We start from the raw sequence: 20,510 nt of genomic DNA, 5'->3' as shown, positions 1-20,510 counted from the left end.
TGCGCTACCGAACAGCCCTCTTGAAATGTGCTGATATGATGGTTGGGGACAGTTAGAGAAGGAATTCTTCAGGAACGTTTTTGGGTCGTTTTTCCAGAAAAGAAACTGCGCCGGTCGATATCTATTTTTCCACTTGTCAAGATAATCAAGTATTCATCGACGGCCGATAGCAGGGCGGTTGTAAACGCCGTTTTCAGGATGATTTCGTTCACTTTGCTTTCGCATACGATGAACAGCATGGTGGCGAAGACAAGCACTACGGTCAGTTTGTTCCCGAGTGTATGAATGGAAAGGAACCGTCCGAAGCGGTATCGGGCGGTGCAGAGCGAGAGGATTCTGACAGTTAGGATAGCTGCCAGCTCCCAGATGTGATCGGATACGACCGACCGGTATTTCATGTAAAAGACGATCCCTGCCGTGCTGAAGAATATCCAGTCGCCGAGCGAATCGAGCCGTGCACCGGAAGCACTTCGGCAATGATAGCGCCGGGCAATGAATCCGTCGGCCATGTCAGTCAGTCCGATAAGCAGGATCAAGGCAGCCAGAGCAGGTGGCCGGTCAGCCATAGCGAGCATGATCGGCGAAAGGATGATGCGCGATATCGATAAGATGTTCGGAATCTTTTTCAGTCCTTTATTCATCATTTGTCTATCTAAGGTGGGCGTTTGGCTCTGCCCGCATTCGCATGCAAATTTAGATAAAATCTCCGAGATTTTATCTAAATTTGCCGCTTCTAAAAAAGCGATTGAATATGCGATCAGTTTGTGTGTATTGTGCGTCCAGTTCGCGGATCGACACGGGATATACCGAGGCTGCCGAAGCTTTGGGAACATTGCTTGGCGAAGGCCGCTGGCGGGTGATTAACGGAGCCGGAAGCTTCGGGCTGATGCGGGTCATTTCTGATGCGACGTTGAAGGCGGGAGGAACGGTCGTCGGGGTCATTCCGCACTTTATGGTAGAGAACGGCTGGTGTCATTCGGGGCTGACAGAGTTGATTCGTGTTGAAACGATGCACGAGCGCAAGCAGCGGATGGCCGATATGTCTGATGCGGTGATTGCTTTGCCGGGAGGTTGCGGTACACTGGAAGAGTTGATGGAAATCATCACATGGAGACAGTTGGGACTGTATCATCATCCGGTGGTGATTCTTAACACGAACCATTATTACGATCCTTTGTTGGAGATGCTGAACCGTGCCGAAGACGAACAATTTATGCGTTTGCAGAGACGCATGCTATGGCAAGTGGCTGAAACGCCGGAAGAAGCTATGCGGATGATTGAAACCTGAGAGAAGGATTTTAGTTTCTTAATCCGTATGAGGTGCTTCGACCGCCGTCGCCGTGTTTGTGAAGAATTTTTTTATCGATCAGGTCTTGAATGTCTCTAAGGGCAGTATCGGGGGAACAAAGATTGATATTCGCCCAGATGGACGAGGTGAGTTTGTCGTCCATCCCTTCCCACAAAAGGTTGATCATCTTTACCTGACGATCATTTAAACGTACTAATCGATATTTCTCCCAGAATTTTGATTTCTCCAAGATACGTGTAATTGATCTTTCGGCTTCGTTCAGTGCTGCATCCAGACAATGAAGAAACCACATGAGCCATTCGGTAATATCCAGATTTTGGTGGCAAACGGTATGTAATATCTGCCGGTATGTTTCTTTCTGCTTGCAAAACTGATCCGACAGGCAGAAGAAACGTTGCGGAAAGTTATCGGCTCGTGTGAGAAAGAGATGCGATATGGTCCGTGCGATTTGCCCGTTGGTTGTTGCAAATGGATGAAGAAGCCAGAAGTAAACATGTGCTAATGCCGCTTTGATGACCGGATCGGTCGGGTGCTTTGTATTCACCCATTTGACAAATCGTTTCATCTCATTTGAAATCGGCGACGTATCCTGCATGGGGAAATAATGACGCGACCCGGAAGAAGTTGCCGCTGTAACAGTGTCCGTATGACATGGCGTTTCGCGAGGGAAAGCGCTTAAGGCATCCCTCCAGCGGAGAATACGTTCTTCTGTGACAGGCTCGAGATAGTTCAGTACGGCATCGGTCGATACGCTGACTATTCGGTCGACAGTAAGATCGATCTCGGGCTGCGGCTTTTTTTCCAGCTTAAGCTGATGAATCACAGATAAACGCACCTTGTTGGCATCAAGTGTTTGGCCGTCAAGTTCAGCCGAGCAGACGATTTCGTTGGAGATTGCATTCAACAGTGCATTTTTTTTCAGATCGATTCCCAGCAAACTCGTCTTGCCGACAAGTCGTCCCTGCCGATTACGTACCTCCCCCAATATGGACATTACTTCTTGGTAGTTCCATGTCAGGTAGGGCCATCCTTTTTCTTGCCATATAGCTGTTTTATGCATATTCTCCGTAAGATTTGCGGCAAAAATAAGGAACTTTTCCGAGATTAACGCATGAATATCGGACTAAAAACGTAAAATTTTGTTAACTGTTTCTCGTTTCATTGTACGCAAATGATTTACATCATTGAAAAAAAGAGTGTGAAAGTGGTTTCATCTGTCTGAAATTTAGAAAAATAGACAGAGTATCATCCTGTGTTGATAATGGCATCGGAGTTTTCGCCGAATCCCTGTCGTGTTAGGACGTTCTTTCCCCCTTGCGACCGATTTTTTATTTTGGCAAAAAATCTTACCTTTGCGGCAATTTTTTAAAAACATGCATAATATAAGATGAGTAATCGATTTGCCGAATACAACACGTTCGATTTGTCAGACATTAACAAAAAAATACTGCAAAGATGGCAGGAAAGGAATATCTTCCACCAAAGTCTGAATATCCGCAAGGATGCCCCTTCTTTCGTTTTTTACGAAGGACCTCCTTCGGCTAACGGTATGCCTGGCATTCATCACGTCATAGCCCGTTCGATCAAAGATATTTTTTGCCGTTACAAAACGATGAAAGGATATCGTGTCGACCGTAAAGCCGGATGGGATACGCATGGCCTGCCCGTAGAACTTGGTGTAGAAAAAGAACTCGGTGTTACGAAAGAAGATATCGGTAAAAAAATATCGGTGTCCGATTACAATATGGCTTGTCGCAAAAACGTGATGAAGTTCACGAAAGAATGGGAGGATTTGACACAGAAGATGGGCTATTGGGTCGATATGGACCATCCGTATATCACCTACGACAACCGATATATCGAAACGCTCTGGTTTCTTCTCAAAGAATTGCACCGGAAAGGACTTTTGTATAAAGGATACACGATTCAACCTTATTCACCTGCCGCAGGGACGGGGCTTAGCTCGCACGAGTTGAACCAGCCCGGTTGCTACCGCGATGTGAAGGATACGACGGTGACGGCACAGTTTCGAGCTAAAATGCCTGCCGAAACGGAAAATGATTTTTGGAAACAGGTATGTAAGGGAGCAACGGACGAGGTCTGCTTCCTTGCGTGGACGACAACTCCCTGGACTTTGTCGTCGAATACGGCGTTGTGTGTCGGTGAAGACATCGATTACGCCGCTGTTCGCTCTTTTAACCCGTATTCCGGGACGCCGAGCATCTATATTCTGGCAAAAGCTTGTATGGATGCTTACTTTAATCCGAAAGCGGCCGAATTGTCACTCGGCGAATACAAACCGGGTGACAAGCTGATTCCGTTCGAGGTACTTGCTACATGCAAAGGTAAAGATCTGATCGGTATCGGATACGAACAGCTGATGCCGTGGTTCAATCCCGGAGAAGGCGCGTTCCGTGTCATCTCCGGCGACTATGTGACAACCGACGACGGTACGGGTATCGTGCATATCGCACCGACTTTCGGTGCCGATGACGCCCGGGTAGCCAAAAATTTCGGTGTCCCGCCGTTACAGCTTGTTGATAAAGCGGGTAACTTGCGTCCGGCTGTCGATCTGAAAGGCCGTTTCTACTGTCTCGAAGACCTCGACAACGATTATGTGAAGAAGAACGTCAACGTTTCACTATATAAAGAATATGCCGGTCGTTATGTAAAGAACGATTACGACCCGCAACTTAATGGAAACGACGAGACACTCGATATCGACTTGTGCGTCATGCTTAAACAGCAGGGACTGGCGTTCAAGATCGAAAAGCATATGCACAATTATCCGCATTGCTGGCGTACCGATAAACCGGTACTTTATTATCCGTTAGACAGCTGGTTTATCCGTACTACGGCTTGCCGCGACCGGATGATCGAACTCAACGAAACCATCAACTGGAAGCCGCAAAGCACCGGAACGGGACGCTTCGGGAAATGGCTCGAAAACCTTCAGGACTGGAACCTGAGCCGAAGTCGTTATTGGGGTACACCGCTCCCGATCTGGCGTACCGACGATGGGGCGGAAGAACTCTGTATCGGATCGGTCGAAGAGCTGTATCACGAAATCGAAAAATCCGTTGCCGCTGGTTTTATGAAGAGCAATCCGTATAAGGATAACGGCTTTAAACCGGTCGAATATACATCGGAAAATTACGACCGAATTGACTTGCATCGTCCGTATGTCGATGAAATCACGCTGGTTTCTCCCCAGGGAAAACCGATGAAACGCGAGATCGACCTGATCGATGTATGGTTCGACTCCGGTGCGATGCCCTACGCGCAGATTCATTATCCGTTCGAACATAAAGACGCATTTGACCGACGCGATGTTTATCCTGCCGATTTCATTGCCGAAGGGGTAGACCAGACGCGCGGATGGTTCTTTACGCTCCATGCCATCGCCACGATGATCTTCGACAGTGTGGCATTTAAGAATGTGGTATCTAACGGATTAGTTCTCGACAAGAACGGAAATAAAATGTCCAAACGCCTCGGTAATGCCGTTGATCCGTTTGAGACGATCGAAAAATACGGTTCCGACCCGTTGCGTTGGTACATGATTACGAATGCGTCACCATGGGATAATCTCAAATTCGATGTTGAAGGCATTGAGGAAGTGCGTCGCAAATTTTTCGGTACATTATATAATACATACTCGTTCTTCGCATTGTATGCCAATGTAGACGGTTTTACCTACAGCGAACCGGACGTTCCCATGACCGAACGTCCTGAGATAGACCGCTGGATATTGTCATTGCTCAATTCGCTCGTCAAAGAGGTGGATGAGTTTTATGAAACATACGAACCGACCCGTGCCGGACGCGCGATCTCGGATTTTGTAAATGATCACTTAAGCAATTGGTATGTTCGTTTGAACCGTCGCCGTTTCTGGGGCGGGGGGATGACACAGGATAAGCTCTCGGCTTATCAGACGCTCTATATCTGCCTCGAAACGGTCAGCAAACTCATGGCGCCGATCTCTCCGTTCTATGCCGATCGACTGTTTACCGATCTGATTACTGTAACCGGACGCGACAAGGCGGAGTCCGTGCATCTGAGCGACTTCCCCAAATGCAACGAGGCGATGATCGACAAAACGCTCGAAGAACAGATGCAGATCGCGCAGAACATCTCGTCGATGGTGCTCGCGCTGCGTCGCAAAGTGAATATCAAGGTGCGTCAACCGTTGCAAACCATCATGGTGCCGGTGACCGACATCCGGCAGAAGGAACATATCGAGGCGGTAAAAAACTTAATCTTAAGCGAAGTCAACGTAAAAGAACTCAACTTTGCGGATAATTCGGCCGGCATATTAGTGAAAAAGATTAAGCCCGACTTTAAGAAATTGGGACCGCGTTACGGAAAGGTTATGAAACAATTGGCCGCTGCCATTCAGGCCATGACGCAAGAAGATATTGCTTCGCTCGAACAAAACGGTTCGTTTGCTTTCAATCTTGACGGCTTGGAAGGGGGTATTGTATCGGACGATGTGGAGATTATCTCGGAGGATATTCCCGGCTGGCTTGTGGCCAACGAAGGACGCCTGACAATCGCGCTCGATATCACCGTCACGGATGAGCTACGCAAGGAAGGATTGGCACGCGAATTGGTGAACCGTATTCAAAACCTGCGTAAAAGCAGCGGACTGGAGATCACGGACAAGATACGTATCGCCATGGTACCGGCGCCGGAGATGAACGGAACGATCTATGATTATGCCGATTATATTCAAAAGCAAGTGCTTGCCGAATCGATCGAAATGAAGGAAAATCTGCCGGATGCGACTGAGCTCGATCTGGATGACTTTAAATTATATGTAAACATCGAAAAAGTTTGAACGGACAAGAGTGTCATATAAAAAGAATATCGTATTTTTGAAAACAAAATAAAAGGAGGACTGAATTATGGCTGAGAAGACAAGATACTCGGATGCGGAGCTGGAAGAATTTCGCGCCATTATCATGGAGAAGCTCGATAAGGCAAAGAAAGATTACGACTTGTTGAGATCGGGGATTACGAATGCCGACGGCAACGACGTTTCCGACACTTCACCGACATTCAAAGTAATGGAAGAAGGGGCGGCTACGTTGTCGAAAGAAGAGGCCGGCCGTCTGGCACAACGCCAGATGAAATTTATTCAGAGCTTGCAGGCGGCGCTTATTCGTATCGAGAACAAGACCTACGGGGTATGCCGTGAAACAGGTAAATTAATCGCAAAAGAACGTTTGCGTGCGGTACCTCATGCCACACTGAGCATCGAGGCCAAACAGAGCAGAGTAAAATAAACGGCGCGTCTTGATGAAAGGAAAAAAAGCGTGGGGAGCAGCAACCGTTATCTTGCTACTTCTCTTTCTTGATCAGGCTTCGAAAATATGGGTGAAAACCCATATGCAACTGCACGAAAGCCTTGAGATTTTCTCATGGTTTCAGCTATACTTCACTGAAAACCCCGGCATGGCCTTCGGAATGGAGTTTTTAAACAAGCTTGTGTTATCCGTCTTTCGTATCGCGGCGGTGGTTGCCATCGCTTACTATTTGATCCGCCTCGTACGACGTAACTATTCGTTCGGCTTCATCGCATGCGTTGCATTAGTCTTTGCCGGAGCACTCGGAAACATCATCGACAGCGTATTCTATGGTGTCATCTTCGACCACAGCTACGGACAGATAGCTACGTTTATGCCCGCCGGCGGAGGATATGCCTCCCTGTTGCACGGTAAAGTAGTGGACATGCTATATTTTCCGCTTATCCGAACGACTCTTCCGGACTGGTTGCCGATATGGGGCGGAGAAGAGTTTATATTCTTTCGTCCTATCTTTAATCTGGCCGACTCGTCTATTTGTGTCGGAGGAGCGCTGTTATTGCTGTTCTATCACCGCACCCTTTCCAAAAGCCTTTCGAGGAAGTAGGTTCGATACATGCCGGATAGGAAGATTCAGCGATTTTTTATCGGGTGGTCGGCTCTCATCTTGTGGTCGGCATGCAGCCACACGCCCAAAGGAATCATTCCGGAGAAGAAGATGTGTGATTTGTTGGTCGATATGCAGATGGCAGAAACGATCATGAATGACGATCCGTACACTTACGGATCGGTCCGTCAAAAAAACGCCTTGTTCCGGTCGGTCTTTAAGAAGCACAATCTGACGCAGGCAGAATATGACAGTTCATTGATATGGTACGGTAAGAACATTGATATCTATATGCGTGTTCATGATATGGCCATGGCTGAAACAGACAGGCGTATAAAAGCGCTCGGTGAGGTGGAGGCCGAAACATTTGATGTCCTGCCGTCCGATTCGGTCGATCTGTGGGTGGGTAAACGATGTTATATATTTTTTCCCAAGGCGATGACTAACATGGTTGTGTTTGATCTGAAACCCACTGAAGCCTATCCGGCCGATGGCCGTTTCGTATGGGAAATGCAAGTCTGGGGATTGACCCCCGAAAAGCATGTGGTGGAATTGAATCTGCGTGCCGACGTGTCCGATTCGACCCTTGTTGTAAAAGATTCGATCGTCGGGAACGGTTTTTACCAATATACTTTGCAGGGTACGCCATACGATCCGGTACAGCGTGTTTACGGGTATATCCGTTTGAAGAAGTCACCGGCTATTCCGTATCCCAAAATCTACATCGACCGAATCCGGCTGATGAGATACAGGGTCGGAGAGTAGGTGTTTTTGTGCATGTTCCCTTAGTCTGTTGATATATTCGTTCAGGCGGCGGCGTTCGTGTTCTTCCTTCGAAACAGATGGAGGAGCAACATGGAATTGTTTATAAGCCTGTGCATTCCATGCATTGCGTTTTTTGGCGCGGCGACTCGGCCAGAAGACAGTTCGGGCAAGATCTTCGGCATCGAACGATATGGAAGGATTCACATTTAAGTCTTTCATCACTGCTTCTACACTCTTTTTTAGGTATTTTTTCATCTCCTCGATTTGTCTTTCCGATAACATCATACCTCTTTCCGTTTTTATACCTTTGTGCGGATCGGTTGCCGAATGGTTCTCCGGGCCATACAAATTGAAAACGTAAGGCGGGAGCAGATGAAGCTCACGATGGCTTTCAGGTTGGATGATGCTGTCGAACGATTTGACGATGGGTAATTCCAGCGGGCTGTGTTTCATCTGATCGGGTGTGAGAGCGGGTTTGATCAGCGTACCGGATCGGATGGCTCGCAGGGTTTCTTCGTTCAGTTTTAGCTTTTCCTGACCCGACAACACGCGCTGCAACCACAGCGAGTCTTTTGCCGACCAGTTTTTCTGTGCCAATGCGGTGATACACACCTGCAATCCCAAGACTAAAAATAACACGTAACGTCTTTCCATAGCCTGATTATGCATATTCCGAGCAAAAATAAAGCGCCGTCTCTGAAAAGTTCGTGCGCTTGTATGTAAAAAAACATAGAAGATGTTTATTTCAAAAAAAATAAATGATTTTCCATCGATGTTTTGCCAAAAAAGATGGATTCGATGTGTATATCCTCTGACAATGCACCATCCACCATTAAATGATATCAGGCTCTCAGCCCTTGTGCCTTCTTTGGATGTTTAATTGTTGAGTTGTTTAATTGTTTAGTTGTTGGCTGAATACTGAATGCTGACGGCTGACCGCACTGCATTCCCCCTTTGAAGGGATAACATCCCCCCTTTGCTTCGCTCTTTCCCCCCTTTTTGAAGGGGGGCTGGGGGGATGTTCCTCTGCGTTCGGATACCGTGTACCATGCATAACAATTAACAATTAATTTGTCATTCAGAGCGAAGCGAAGAATCTCTTTTCTTCCCCCCGCGGGATTCCTCACGGTGTTCGGAATGACAAAGGGGGTTATTTGCGTCCATTTGCGTCATCTGCGTTCGGATACCGTGTACCACGCATAACAATTGACAATTGACCATTAACAATTAATTTGTCATGCCCATGGTTCGGTGCGTTTCAAACGAATCAAACACCCGCAGGGCTTTAAATCTCCTGTTCTATTTTGTATTTGTTACGGTTCGGAGCATTACGCGAGATCAGTTCGCCGATAAATCCGGCGAGAAAGAGCTGCGTACCGATCACCATAGCCGTAAGTGAGATGTAAAAGTAGGGCGAAGTCGTAACGAGGGGACGCAAGTCACCGTCGTAGATGGAAATCAATTTCATGATCAGCACGGCGACGAGCGCTGCGAATCCGATCAGGAACATCACGCTTCCCCATAGCCCGAAGAAGTGCATGGGTTTTTTTCCGAACTTCGAGGTGAACCAGAGTGAAATCAGGTCTAAATATCCATTGACGAAGCGGTCGAGACCGAACTTCGTTTCGCCGTACTTGCGCGCCTGATGATGGACGACCTTTTCACCGATCTTATTGAATCCGGCAATTTTGGCTAAATAGGGGATATAGCGATGCATGTCGTTATATACCTCGATATTCTTCACCACTTCGCGTCGATACGATTTCAGTCCGCAGTTAAAATCGTGCAGATTGATGCCCGAGAACTTCCGTGCCGTAGCGTTGAAGAGTTTCGACGGGAGGTTCTTTGTCAGCTTGTTGTCGTAGCGTTTCTTCTTCCATCCCGACACGATATCGTAGCCGTCTTCCTTAATCATCCGGTAGAGCTCGGGGATTTCGTCGGGACTGTCCTGCAAGTCGGCATCCATTGTAATGATCACGTCGCCTTCGGCGCGTTGGAATCCGCAGTGCAGTGCCGGCGATTTGCCGTAATTGCGGCGGAACTTGATGCCTTTCACATGTGCCGACTGTCGTGCCAGATGTTCGATCACCTGCCATGAATGATCGGTACTTCCGTCGTTGACAAAAATGATTTCGTAGCTGAAATGATGCTCATTCATTACCCGTTCGATCCACGCGTGCAATTCAGGAAGCGATTCGGCTTCGTTATACAGAGGTACGACTACTGATATATCCATTGATCTTATTTACATTGTTTCGGTTGGCAAAGGTAAAATAAAAATTTGTTTAAGGGAAATTCCGTCTCTTGTATAAAACGTGCGCCGGACACAAACGAAACGATGTATCCGGCGCAACCATGAAAACAAAAATTTCTATAATCTCTCCCTCTTTTCGAGCCTCTTGTCGGATTCGAACCAACGACCCCGAGATTACAAATCACGTGCTCTGGCCGGCTGAGCTAAAGAGGCGGGTGGGAAAGCTGCCTACATCGCACCGCTACAACCAAGTACCCTTGCTGCGATCAAGCCCTGGGGGATTCCGAGGGAGCTGGTCGTGTAGGACTTTCCCGGCACAAAGATATGTTCTTTTTTCCGACGGATCAAATTTTTTTTTGTGATTCTGAAAATTCTCGTACTTTTGTGCAAACAAAAAAGTACATGAACACGACCGATCGTTTTCTTCGTTACGTCTCGTTCGATACCCGGTCGGACGAAAAAGCACAGACAACGCCCAGCACCCCCGGACAAATGCATTTGGCCAAATATTTGGCGCGGGAACTGAAGGATATCGGGATGGACGATGTTTCGCTCGATGCCAACGGTTATCTCATGGCTACCTTACCTTCCACCACGCTACGTGAAGGCATCCCCACCATCGGATTTATTGCACACATGGATACCAGCCCCGATATGACGGGTAAGGACGTGAAGCCGCGGATCGTGACGTACGACGGCGGAACGATCGTGCTGAACGAGGCGGAGCAGATCGTGCTCTCGCCCGATACGTTTCCGGAACTGGCGAACTACGTGGGGCAGGAGCTGATCGTTACCGACGGAACTACATTGCTGGGTGCCGACGATAAGGCCGGCATAGCAGCTATCGTATCGGCCATGGAATACCTGCTTGCGCATCCGAAGATCGCTCACGGCAAGGTGCGCGTCGGCTTTACACCCGACGAAGAGATTGGGCGGGGAGCAGACCGGTTCGACGTCGACCGCTTCGGTTGCGATTGGGCGTACACGATCGACGGCGGGGAAATTGGTGAGTTAGAGTACGAAAATTTCAACGCCGCGCAGGCTGTGATCACGATCAAAGGACGGAATGTACATCCGGGGTATGCCCAAAACAAGATGATTAACGCAGCCTTGTTGGCTGCGGAGCTGAGTGTCTCGTTGCCGAACGAGCAGCGGCCGGAGAAGACGAGCGGGTACGAAGGCTTTTTCCATCTCACACGCTTGGAAGCCACGGTCGAGGAGGCTACCTTACATTATATTATTCGCGATCATGACCGGGCTCTTTTCGAGCAGAAGAAAGACATGCTCCGTACACTCGCGAACAGGATGGAGACGAAGTATCCCGGTTGCGTAACCGTCGAGGTGCGTGACCAGTATTACAATATGCGCGAAATCATCGAGCCGGGAATGGAGGTGATCGAGTACGCGTGCGAGGCGATGCGTGCGGCGGGCGTTACGCCGCGGATCCGTCCGGTGAGGGGCGGTACGGACGGGGCGCGTCTGTCGTTTATGGGGCTGCCCTGCCCGAACTTGTTTGCCGGAGGACTGAATTTTCACGGACGGTACGAATATCTGCCGGTTCGTTCGCTCGAAAAAAGCAAGGAAACGATTATTCAACTATGTCATATAATTACAGATCAAACGAAATAAAAATGAAGACAACACCATTTACCGATTTACACATCGCACTGGGTGCGAAAATGCATGAGTTTGCCGGATATAACATGCCGATCGAATATGCCGGAATTATCGAAGAACATCAGACCGTATGCCAAGGTGTGGGCGTTTTCGACGTCTCGCACATGGGCGAAATCTGGGTCAAAGGGCCGAAAGCGCTCGAACTGCTTCAGAAAGTGACGTCGAACGATGTCGCTTCGCTGCCGGTGGGGAAGGCGCAGTACAGCTATTTCCCCAACGAACAGGGCGGAATCGTCGACGATATCATCGTGTATCATTACGAAGACGAGAAATACCTGCTCGTGGTCAATGCCTCGAACGTGCAGAAAGATTTCGACTGGTGCGTGAAGCACAACACGATGGGCGCCGGGCTTGAAAACGCGTCGGACAATATGGCGCAGCTGGCCGTGCAGGGCCCGAAAGCCGCCGAGGTGATGCAGCGCCTTACGCCGGTCGACCTTTCGTCGATTCCTTACTACGGCTTCGTCACGGGCGAATTTGCCGGATGCCCGGATGTGATCATCTCCAACACCGGCTATACCGGCGCGGGAGGGTTTGAACTGTATTTCTATCCGAACGAAGGACGCAAGATATGGGACGCCCTCTTCGAGGCCGGTAAGCCCGAAGGCATCCGCCCCATCGGACTGGGAGCGCGCGATACGCTGCGTCTGGAGATGGGATTCTGCCTCTACGGAAACGATATCGACGACACGACGTCGCCCATCGCAGCCGGTTTGGGGTGGATCACGAAATTCGTCGACGGCAAAGACTTCGTCAACCGCGCCGCGCTGGAGAAGCAGAAGAAAGAAGGCGTGGCTCGCAAACTTTGTGCTTTTGAACTGTTAGAAAAGGGCGTGCCGCGCAACGGCTACGAAATCGTTTGTCCGCAGGGCGAAGTGATCGGCCGCGTAACGTCAGGTACGATGTCGCCGATGATGAAAATCGGTATCGGGCTCGGCTACGTAGAAGCCGCTCATGCCAAGGTGGGCGAAAACGTTTGCATCCGTGTGCGTAACCGCGACCTGAAGGCGCGGATCGTCAAACCGCCGTTCCGTAAATGAAGAAGAACAGAATCCGTTTCGGCGTAGTCGGTACGAATTTTATTACCGACTGGGTGATAGCCGGTGGGCGCGAAGACGAACGGTTCGAACTCTCGGCCGTCTGTTCGCGCTCGCACGAAACGGCGCGGGCTTTTGCCGATAAACACCGTATCCCGCATACGTTCACCTCGCTCGAAGCGATGGCGGCCAGCCCTCTGATCGATGCCGTTTACATTGCCTCGCCCAACGCCCTTCACGCGCAGCAGGCCATCCTGTGCATACGCCACGGCAAACACGTGCTGTGCGAAAAAGCGCTGGCCTCGAACGCCGCCGAAGCGCGCGAAATGATCGCCACGGCACTCCGTCAAGGCGTCGTGCTGATGGAGGCGATGAAACCGACGCTCACGCCCGGCTTCCGCGCCATCCGCGAGCAACTGCCAAGGGTCGGGACCCTCCGGCGCTATTTTTCCTGCTACTGTCAATACTCATCGCGCTACGACAAACTCAAGGAGGGCGTTGTGCTCAACGCCTTTCAGCCCGCACTGAGTAACGGCGCCACGATGGACATCGGCGTCTATACCATCTATCCCATGGTCGTACTCTTCGGCCGACCGAAGACTGTCCATGCCTCGGGCGTCAGACTCTTCAGCGGTGTCGACGGACAGGCTGCCGTTCAATTTTCGTACGACGGTGGTCTTGACGCGACCGTCCTCTACGGTAAAATCGCCGACTCGACGCTGCCCACCGAAATTCAGGGTGAAAACGGAACGATTACGGTCGACCGCATCAACATCATCGGCCGCGTGAGCTTCACCCCCCGCAAAGGCGAAACGATCGACCTGCTCGCGCCTCCCACCCATAACGAATACTACTACGAAATAGCCGAATTTATCGACCTGATCCAATCCGGCACCATGGAATCGGCTGTCAATTCGCACGCTCACTCGTTGATCACGATGGAGATACTCGACGAAATTCGACGTCAGCTCGGCGTGCGCTTCCCTGCCGACGAACGCTGACCGACAATCGCCTTCGCAGGCTCCGGTCACTTCGTCGCAAAGGGTGGAAACCGAATATCCGGCATCCAAACGAACTCTTCAGATTTGAATAAGGTATCCGTTCCTCTTTCGATGCTATATTCCGTATCGGATAAAATATCGAAATCATCGATTTTATCATAACACGACGATAACATCATACATACGACGGCCCCCACCGTCATACCGATTTTCCATGTTCTTTTCATTGCTTTTATCCTTTCCATTTAGTTTGTTAAATAAAGTTTTGTAAATATAAAGGACGGCCGTTCTGTGGTTATGGGCAATCCCTAATACTTGGTGTTTTTTGTCTTGGTATCCCCATTTTTGGCTGTTTGATTTTCTCCTTTTGTCTAAACTTATCGGCTCTTCTCTAAACTTCTGTTGGTGTGATCGGAGGATATTTAGTTGTTTAGATGTTTTTTGTTTAGCATTCAGCCATCAGTATTCAGTTCGTAATTCTTATTAGCGGTCAGTTTTCAGTCAACAATTCAACAACTCAACAATTCAACACCCAAAGAAGGCACAAGGGCTGAAAGCCTGACATAATTTTTCCGTCACTTTTTCTCCGTCACTTTTGGCTTGACCCAAAAGTAACCAAAAAGTCAAGGCTTCGTGCGCTTCACACGCCTTCGCTACGCTTGCAGGTCGGAAAATCAGGTAACTTGCTTCGCTTCGGACAGCCTGATTTTCTTTCGCCCCGCTCGCTGCTCCGTCGGCTCACCGCCCGAGGCCCATGGGTGAACGCCGAAATTGATGGTAAATTGTTAATTGTCAATGATTATGCAGGGTTATCTGAATGCAAATTTCACGAATGGGCGCAAATTAAAATTTGTGTTCCTTGTCATATAACTTGTGAAACTTGTGGTATCTGAACGCTGAATACTGAAAACTGACGGCTGAATGGATCAATGACTGTATTGTATCCGTGAAAAATAATTAAGGTATTTGATTAACATCACGATGCCCATCACAAACGATGTGCCCATAATAAGCATTCCCACGACGAACATCCGGATGGCTTCCCATGAGGCTGTTTCAAACTCGTAATATTCCGAGAGCAACGCGAGAGTCATGTATAAACTTCCCATTACGAAGAGTACCGAGAGGATCGATCCCAGAATAACAGCCGGAAGGGTTTGTTTGCGAATCAGAAACAATACCCCCAACACTACCGCCAATCCGATCGTGATCGGATGGAAGGTTCCGATCAGAAGAAGCGCGAAAAATGCTTCGGGAATCCATTTTGTCCATAATTTTGTTTTGTTCATCATTTTCTGTATTTGATTACATCTGATAATAAAACGGACATTGTCTTTTATTATTGTAATGCGTTCGTTTTTTTCTGTTTCGCAGGCCGACGCTTTTCTGCGCCGTAAAAAGAAAACGGCCGCAAGGAGTCATTTCCTTGCAGCCGTCGTCCAAAATAGTACTTAGTTTATTGCTCCCTTAACGGTTCGGGCTCCCCCAGAAAGCAAAATTGTTTTTACTTTTCTTCAATCTCGGGCAGAAGAAAATCCGTAAAGCATAATGCGGCCAGCGCCGTACCATAACGGCGTTCGATGGTCATTCCTTCGGTCACGAAATTCAGATCGCCCAGATAAAACTTGCTGTATGTACGCTGATGCAGATCGTTGATGACACGGATCAGACGTGCTTCCAGCTCTTCGATACGGTAACGTCCGCTCACTTCGCAGACCAACCCGCCGGCTTTCTCGTCGAAATTCTCGTCTTTATACATCCAAGCGTATACGAGTCCGGCCGAGATAAACTCATCCTGATAACCGTGCGAGACGGCCATAATCGTTTTCAACTCCGACCCGAACGGAGGCAGATCGACCTCGTCCATCGTCACCAAATGGGCCGTAGCCGGAATGACGGATGAATACGTCATGATGTTAAAATCGGCAATTCCTGCATCGAACAATGCCATGTGATACGAACCCGCATGCTTTTCCAGATCGGAATCACCACTACCTTTTGCCATAAAAAAGGTATTCGGAATCAGATTTCCTACTTTCTTTATCATCTTTCAAATCTGTTTTTAATTCAATTAATATTCTATTGTATGATTCATCCGTCTGCCGTCAATCATCTTTCACAGACATCCAACCCAAACGGGCGACAAAAATACAAACATCTTTTGTATTTTAAGGTGATAGATACAAAATATATTTGGGCGATTTTTCGGAAAAATGCGTACGTATTTTTATTAAAAAACATACACCACGCCAAATCCGGCTGATCCGCGTCCTAATTGAGGCGCCAAGGCAAACTGCCGTCCGTCTGTGTTTATCCCCAGCAGTCGATGCCAAACGGGCAGCATCAGGTAAGCTGCTTCGGCGCTTAATATCCCGACACCCGCACCGGTGATCACGTCGCTTATCCAATGCGCGTTATTGACGACCCGCAATGCACCTACGGCTGCGGCTGCGGCATAACCGCCTATGCCGATCCATGGCGAATGATCACGATATTCCCTGTACAGAATATGCGCTCCCGTGAAAGCTATCGCCGTATGCCCTGACGGGAAAGAGTTGTATTCGCCCCATTGACGGGGACGCTCTACGCTCGTCAGGTCTTTTGTCGTGTAAACTAATGCAAACATAATGGTGTACGACGTAGCCAGAATCATGGTGCGGTCGCGGAAATTGTGTCGAGCCTTGACTCCCGGCACGAAATCAAGTCCCCATGCGACGGCGGCCGGCATGATTAGAAGAGAGTTGTCGATGCCATAATGACGGTCGATATGTTTGTTGACCTGTCCGGCAATGTGTTTGTCGAAACGTCGGACAGGGCCTTCGTTGAACCGTGCAGCCGTGCCGTATGCAAGGCATAACGTCGGGACAATAAATCGGGTGATGGTGGGCCGACGTTTTTTCCCTTCGGATTCACCCAGCGAAACGGTAGAAAATCTATCCGACGAGAAAGTTGGAGATACATTCGAATCCATTATCGTGGTGTGCGAATCTTTCTCTAGAAAGCGACGATCCTGCGAGAAAGGAACGATACCGAGCGTGTCGCCTTCCGCATGCGTTGCGTGCAGCGAGCTGGCAATGCCGAGCAATAAAAGGAAGTACTTTTTTATCATCCTTCGGTGGGTGTATGGGAGATGAAATAGCGTTGGGTTGCCCATCGGTAAAGGAAAAAGACAAGTACTCCGAGCAGACTCCCCGTAATCATTCCCGCCCATACGTCCGACACGAAATGAGCGCCTAAGTAGATGCGTGAATATCCCATCGCCAATGCCCAGACGAAAATACCGATCGTGTACGGCCGCTTACCGATCAGCAATGACGAGAGCATGGCAAAGCCGAAGGCATTCGTCGTATGACCGGAGATGAATCCGTACAGTCCGTTGGCCGTGTATTCTTTCAACAGCCTGACCTGTTCGAGGTAAAGCGGATGCATTGTCGGGCGGAAGCGCGAAAACAAAGGCTTGAAAACAAGGTCGGAGACAATGCTGCAAAGCAGAATAATCAGTCCAATCGAAAGGGAAGCCGGTAACCGGTCAGGTCTCTTACGAAGGTAGAACCAGAACGGTACCAGCACTACCGGACACCAGATGAGCGTACCCGAAAACGGCCACAACAACGCGTCCGTCAGAGGAGTGTGCGTGCTGTTGATCCAAGTAAACAGATCATGCTCGTAGGCCAGCAGTTCTTCCATTTCAACCGGTTTTTTGATTCATGACGACCCCTCTTTTTGTTTCAGTTTTTCGAGCATGTCGCGAGTCATCGTATCCAAATCATATTGCGGCGCCCAATTCCACTCTTCGCGTGCACAGGTGTCGTCCATCATGTTCGGCCACGATTCGGCGATAGCCTGACGCAACGGATCGATGCGGTATTCCATTTCGAAGTCAGGCAGATATTTTCGGATCTGTGCGCAAATAATTTCCGGATCGAAGCTCATCGAAGCGATGTTGAACGCATTCCGGTGTTTGAGTCGCGACGGATCGGCCTCCATGAGTTGAATGGCCGCATGGAGTGCGTCGGGCATATACATCATATCCATAAAGGTGCCGGCTGCGATGGGGCAGAAGAACTTTTCCTGTTTTACGGCCGAATAGAAGATGTCTACGGCATAGTCCGTCGTACCGCCTCCCGGAGGAGCCACATACGAGATCAGTCCCGGAAAACGTACGGCACGCGTATCTACCCCGAAACGACGGAAATAATAGTCACTTACCAGCTCGCCGGTCACTTTCGTCACTCCGTACATCGTATGGGGGCTGCGTACCGTGTCCTGAGGCGTCTTATCTTTCGGTGCGTCCGGCCCGAATGCTCCGATCGAACTGGGGGTAAATACGGCGCATTGCTTCTCGCGCGCTACCTCAAGCACGTTCAACAGTCCGTCCACACCAATCTTCCACGCCAGCTGCGGTTTAGCTTCCGCCACAGCCGAGAGTAACGCTGCCAGATTGTAAATCGTGTCGATCTGATACCGACTCACCGTGTCAGCAATCTGTTGTCTGTTCGTAATGTCTACCAAAGCCGAAGGTCCTGACTCAGCCAGGATTCCTTTAGGCTCCGCACCGGAAATATAACCGGCTACTACATTCCCGGGGTAACGCTTTCTTAATTCCATGGTCAGCTCCGAACCGATCTGCCCGGTCGAGCCTATCACCAATATGTTCTTCATCTTTTTTGTTAATTTAATTAACGAATTACTTCGAATTTTCGAGGCACAAATGTACACGATAAATTTTAATTTATGTACAGCGACATGAAAAGTTTTTGCGTCGTCATGTAATTGGCTCGTTTTGCGTTTACTTCTTTTCTCCTCAAACGATCCGATACAGGCGAAAAAATAAACGACGACCTTGTTTTACGAACCAATAGATAATTCGTAAGTTTGCATCCGTTCGGGAAAGTGTATGTTTCCGGATGATAGCAAAAGACATTATACCATGATATGGACGACAAATCAATAAATAAGCCGGATATCCGGGAGTTTGAATCACTGTTTCGCAGGATGCAGCCGCAACTGTTTGCTTTCTGCCGTAAGTATGTCGATGACGAAGAATGTGCCAGAGATATTGTACAGGAATGTTTTATCGGCTTGTGGGAGCATTATGATGACTCGATACATTCATACGAATCGTATCTGTTTCGATCCGTACATAATCGCTGTTTGTCGTTTATCCGCTCGCGAAAAGTCGGAGCCGCATATTATGAAGATGTTGTCAGATGGCGTATTCGCGAAATCGAATTGCATCCTGAGGAGCCCGACCCCTTAGCCGATCTTTATGTTAAGGAACTGCACGGGATGGTGCACCGTATCGTGGAGAAACTACCCGTAAAATGCCGGAAGATATTTGAAATGAGTCGTTACAGAGGAATGAAAAATCAGGAAATAGCAACGGTGTTAGGGCTTAGCGTCAGGACCGTAGAAGTGCAGATATATAACGCACTGAAAATTTTTAAAACAGCATTTAACGACTATTTATTGATTCTGTTGATTATTTTTTTCGCTTTTCGCTAAGTACTCTCTGCTTTCTGTGCGTCATACTCTAAAAAGAATGATCCCAAAAACATGAAGCAGAACGATACGCTGATCATAAAATATCTGACGGGCAGTGCTTCTTTCGAGGAGCAGGCGGTGTTACTGAAATGGTTGGAAGAAAGCGAAACGAACAAGAGGCATTTCCGTTCGATGAAAGATGCCTATGATTCGGGACGTTTGAAATACGAGCAAAAAAACAGTTGTGTTCAGTCGCAATGGGACATGTTTCGGAAAAACATTTCCGTCAGTCGGAACGCAGACAAACGACTTCTCAACCGTTTCTCTTGGATGCGTTATGTTGCTGTTTTTATCTTGGGGATGCTTTTGGTTTATTGGATTCGTTACATTGTGGAAGAAAAATCGGAGTGCCCCGTGGCTCAAACCCGTATAGAGACAGGGGTCGGCGATAAATCGAAAACGACACTGCCAGATGGGACCGTTGTGTGGCTAAATGCGTGCAGTTCGCTATTGTATGGCGACTTCTTCGGCAAGAGTGAACGAAACGTGTATCTGAAAGGGGAAGCGTATTTTGAGGTAAAAACGGATAAACAACGCCCTTTCTCCGTCTGTACCGAAAGACTGACTTACCGTGTGACAGGGACTTCATTTAATGTATACGCATTCGAAGAAGAAGAGACAAATTCGGTGGCCCTGCTTGAAGGAGGAGTTACGGTCGAAAGTGGAAAATGGGTGTATGCACTCAGCCCGGGAGAAGTATTTACGTATGATAAGAACACCGGTATTTTTACAGTCGAGAAGAAAGATGTGGAACATTTATCTTCATGGCGTCGGGGCGAATTTGTTTTCGATAAGATGACGTTCGGCGAGTTGATCCATCGCCTCGAACGACTGTATCATGTGAAATTCGTCTGTGACAACCTCGAAGTACAACAGACCGCTTTCGGGGGTACACTCAAAGATTATGACTCACTCGAAACCGTCATGAACGTACTGAAGACAAGTCTCCATCTCAGTTATACCATAGAAGAAAATACAGTGTTTATCCGATGATGTTCAAACAGATTAAC

Annotated in this window: 20 protein-coding genes and 1 tRNA gene; 10 read left to right on the top strand and 11 right to left on the bottom strand. The window is 48.6% G+C overall.

What is annotated here, in order from left to right:
* Nucleotides 1-68: 68 nt before the first annotated feature.
* A complete protein-coding gene (locus tag Tanf_RS12735) occupies nt 69-644 on the bottom strand; it encodes a CDP-alcohol phosphatidyltransferase family protein (protein ID WP_041590928.1) in 576 nt (191 codons plus the stop codon).
* A 107-nt stretch (nt 645-751) separates the two neighbouring features.
* Between Tanf_RS12735 and Tanf_RS12730 the strand changes: the two genes are divergently transcribed.
* The gene (locus Tanf_RS12730; RefSeq protein ID WP_014226051.1) at nt 752-1,288 is read left to right on the top strand and encodes an LOG family protein; all 537 of its coding nucleotides are present in this window, start codon (nt 752-754) and stop codon (nt 1,286-1,288) included.
* A 10-nt stretch (nt 1,289-1,298) separates the two neighbouring features.
* On the opposite strand, the gene Tanf_RS12725 is transcribed toward Tanf_RS12730, so the two are convergent.
* Entirely contained in the window at nt 1,299-2,369 is a 1,071-nt protein-coding gene (locus Tanf_RS12725; RefSeq protein WP_014226050.1) for a Fic family protein, read from the bottom strand.
* Nucleotides 2,370-2,696: 327 nt separating this feature from the next.
* Here Tanf_RS12725 and ileS point away from each other — a divergent pair, with 327 nt between their 5' ends.
* From ileS to Tanf_RS12705, 4 genes are all read left to right on the top strand, one after another.
* A complete protein-coding gene (gene ileS / locus Tanf_RS12720; protein WP_046826112.1) occupies nt 2,697-6,149 on the top strand; it encodes an isoleucine--tRNA ligase in 3,453 nt (1,150 codons plus the stop codon).
* A gap of 67 nt (nt 6,150-6,216) precedes the next feature.
* Nucleotides 6,217-6,597, top strand: a complete 381-nt coding sequence (locus Tanf_RS12715; RefSeq protein ID WP_014226048.1) for a TraR/DksA family transcriptional regulator — start codon at nt 6,217-6,219, stop codon at nt 6,595-6,597.
* Between the two features lie 13 nt (nt 6,598-6,610).
* A complete protein-coding gene (locus tag Tanf_RS12710; protein ID WP_014226047.1) occupies nt 6,611-7,222 on the top strand; it encodes a lipoprotein signal peptidase in 612 nt (203 codons plus the stop codon).
* 9 nt (nt 7,223-7,231) lie between these two features.
* Nucleotides 7,232-7,987 (top strand): DUF4296 domain-containing protein, encoded by a 756-nt coding sequence (locus tag Tanf_RS12705; protein WP_046826111.1) that lies wholly within the window; start codon nt 7,232-7,234, stop codon nt 7,985-7,987.
* Here the strand turns inward: Tanf_RS12705 and Tanf_RS13940 are convergent.
* The 3 genes from Tanf_RS13940 to Tanf_RS12685 form a co-directional block, all read right to left on the bottom strand.
* Entirely contained in the window at nt 7,916-8,641 is a 726-nt protein-coding gene (locus Tanf_RS13940) for a DUF4858 domain-containing protein (RefSeq protein WP_052449120.1), read from the bottom strand. The two genes, Tanf_RS12705 and Tanf_RS13940, sit on opposite strands and share 72 nt — an antisense overlap.
* Nucleotides 8,642-9,272: 631 nt before the next feature.
* Nucleotides 9,273-10,223: a glycosyltransferase family 2 protein gene (locus Tanf_RS12690; RefSeq protein ID WP_041590926.1), complete on the bottom strand. Its 951-nt coding sequence runs from the start codon at nt 10,221-10,223 to the stop codon at nt 9,273-9,275.
* Nucleotides 10,224-10,380: 157 nt separating this feature from the next.
* A tRNA-Thr gene (locus Tanf_RS12685) sits at nt 10,381-10,454 on the bottom strand.
* Between the two features lie 189 nt (nt 10,455-10,643).
* Here Tanf_RS12685 and pepT point away from each other — a divergent pair.
* Genes pepT through Tanf_RS12670 form a run of 3 tightly spaced genes read left to right on the top strand, consistent with a single transcriptional unit; the run spans nt 10,644 to nt 13,956 of the window.
* Entirely contained in the window at nt 10,644-11,870 is a 1,227-nt protein-coding gene (gene pepT, locus Tanf_RS12680; protein ID WP_046826109.1) for a peptidase T, read from the top strand.
* Nucleotides 11,871-11,872: 2 nt separating this feature from the next.
* On the top strand, nt 11,873-12,958 hold the full coding sequence (gcvT, locus tag Tanf_RS12675; protein ID WP_046826108.1) for a glycine cleavage system aminomethyltransferase GcvT: 1,086 nt from the start codon (nt 11,873-11,875) through the stop codon (nt 12,956-12,958).
* Nucleotides 12,955-13,956: a Gfo/Idh/MocA family protein gene (locus Tanf_RS12670; RefSeq protein ID WP_046826107.1), complete on the top strand. Its 1,002-nt coding sequence runs from the start codon at nt 12,955-12,957 to the stop codon at nt 13,954-13,956. Before gcvT ends, Tanf_RS12670 begins: the two co-directional genes overlap by 4 nt.
* Before the next feature lie 26 nt (nt 13,957-13,982).
* Here Tanf_RS12670 and Tanf_RS12665 read toward each other — a convergent pair whose 3' ends face one another.
* From Tanf_RS12665 to Tanf_RS12640, 6 genes are all read right to left on the bottom strand, one after another.
* The gene (locus tag Tanf_RS12665; protein ID WP_140230635.1) at nt 13,983-14,183 is read right to left on the bottom strand and encodes a hypothetical protein; all 201 of its coding nucleotides are present in this window, start codon (nt 14,181-14,183) and stop codon (nt 13,983-13,985) included.
* 699 nt (nt 14,184-14,882) lie between these two features.
* Nucleotides 14,883-15,248, bottom strand: a complete 366-nt coding sequence (locus Tanf_RS12660; protein WP_046826106.1) for a hypothetical protein — start codon at nt 15,246-15,248, stop codon at nt 14,883-14,885.
* A gap of 212 nt (nt 15,249-15,460) precedes the next feature.
* Nucleotides 15,461-16,003: a pyruvoyl-dependent arginine decarboxylase gene (locus Tanf_RS12655; protein ID WP_014226038.1), complete on the bottom strand. Its 543-nt coding sequence runs from the start codon at nt 16,001-16,003 to the stop codon at nt 15,461-15,463.
* 183 nt (nt 16,004-16,186) lie between these two features.
* Nucleotides 16,187-17,065, bottom strand: coding sequence for a phosphatase PAP2 family protein (locus tag Tanf_RS12650; RefSeq protein WP_052449119.1), 879 nt, complete (start codon nt 17,063-17,065; stop codon nt 16,187-16,189).
* Nucleotides 17,062-17,643, bottom strand: a complete 582-nt coding sequence (locus Tanf_RS12645; protein ID WP_052449118.1) for a phosphatase PAP2 family protein — start codon at nt 17,641-17,643, stop codon at nt 17,062-17,064. The genes Tanf_RS12650 and Tanf_RS12645 overlap by 4 nt, the downstream gene beginning before the upstream one ends.
* Before the next feature lie 18 nt (nt 17,644-17,661).
* A complete protein-coding gene (locus tag Tanf_RS12640) occupies nt 17,662-18,618 on the bottom strand; it encodes an NAD-dependent epimerase/dehydratase family protein (protein WP_046826105.1) in 957 nt (318 codons plus the stop codon).
* Nucleotides 18,619-18,891: 273 nt separating this feature from the next.
* On the opposite strand from Tanf_RS12640, the gene Tanf_RS12635 reads away from it, so the two are divergent.
* Both Tanf_RS12635 and Tanf_RS13935 read left to right on the top strand, forming a co-directional pair.
* Complete coding sequence (locus Tanf_RS12635) at nt 18,892-19,461, top strand: RNA polymerase sigma-70 factor (RefSeq protein ID WP_014226032.1); 570 nt, start codon at nt 18,892-18,894, stop codon at nt 19,459-19,461.
* 51 nt (nt 19,462-19,512) lie between these two features.
* Entirely contained in the window at nt 19,513-20,493 is a 981-nt protein-coding gene (locus Tanf_RS13935; RefSeq protein ID WP_014226031.1) for a FecR family protein, read from the top strand.
* The last annotated feature ends 17 nt before the right edge of the window (nt 20,494-20,510 follow it).

This window comes from Tannerella forsythia (assembly GCF_001006485.1).
GTDB classification, from domain to species: domain Bacteria; phylum Bacteroidota; class Bacteroidia; order Bacteroidales; family Tannerellaceae; genus Tannerella; species Tannerella forsythia.
The sequence above is the reverse complement of the archived record's forward strand: the minus strand, read 5'-3'. Positions and strand labels throughout refer to the sequence as shown.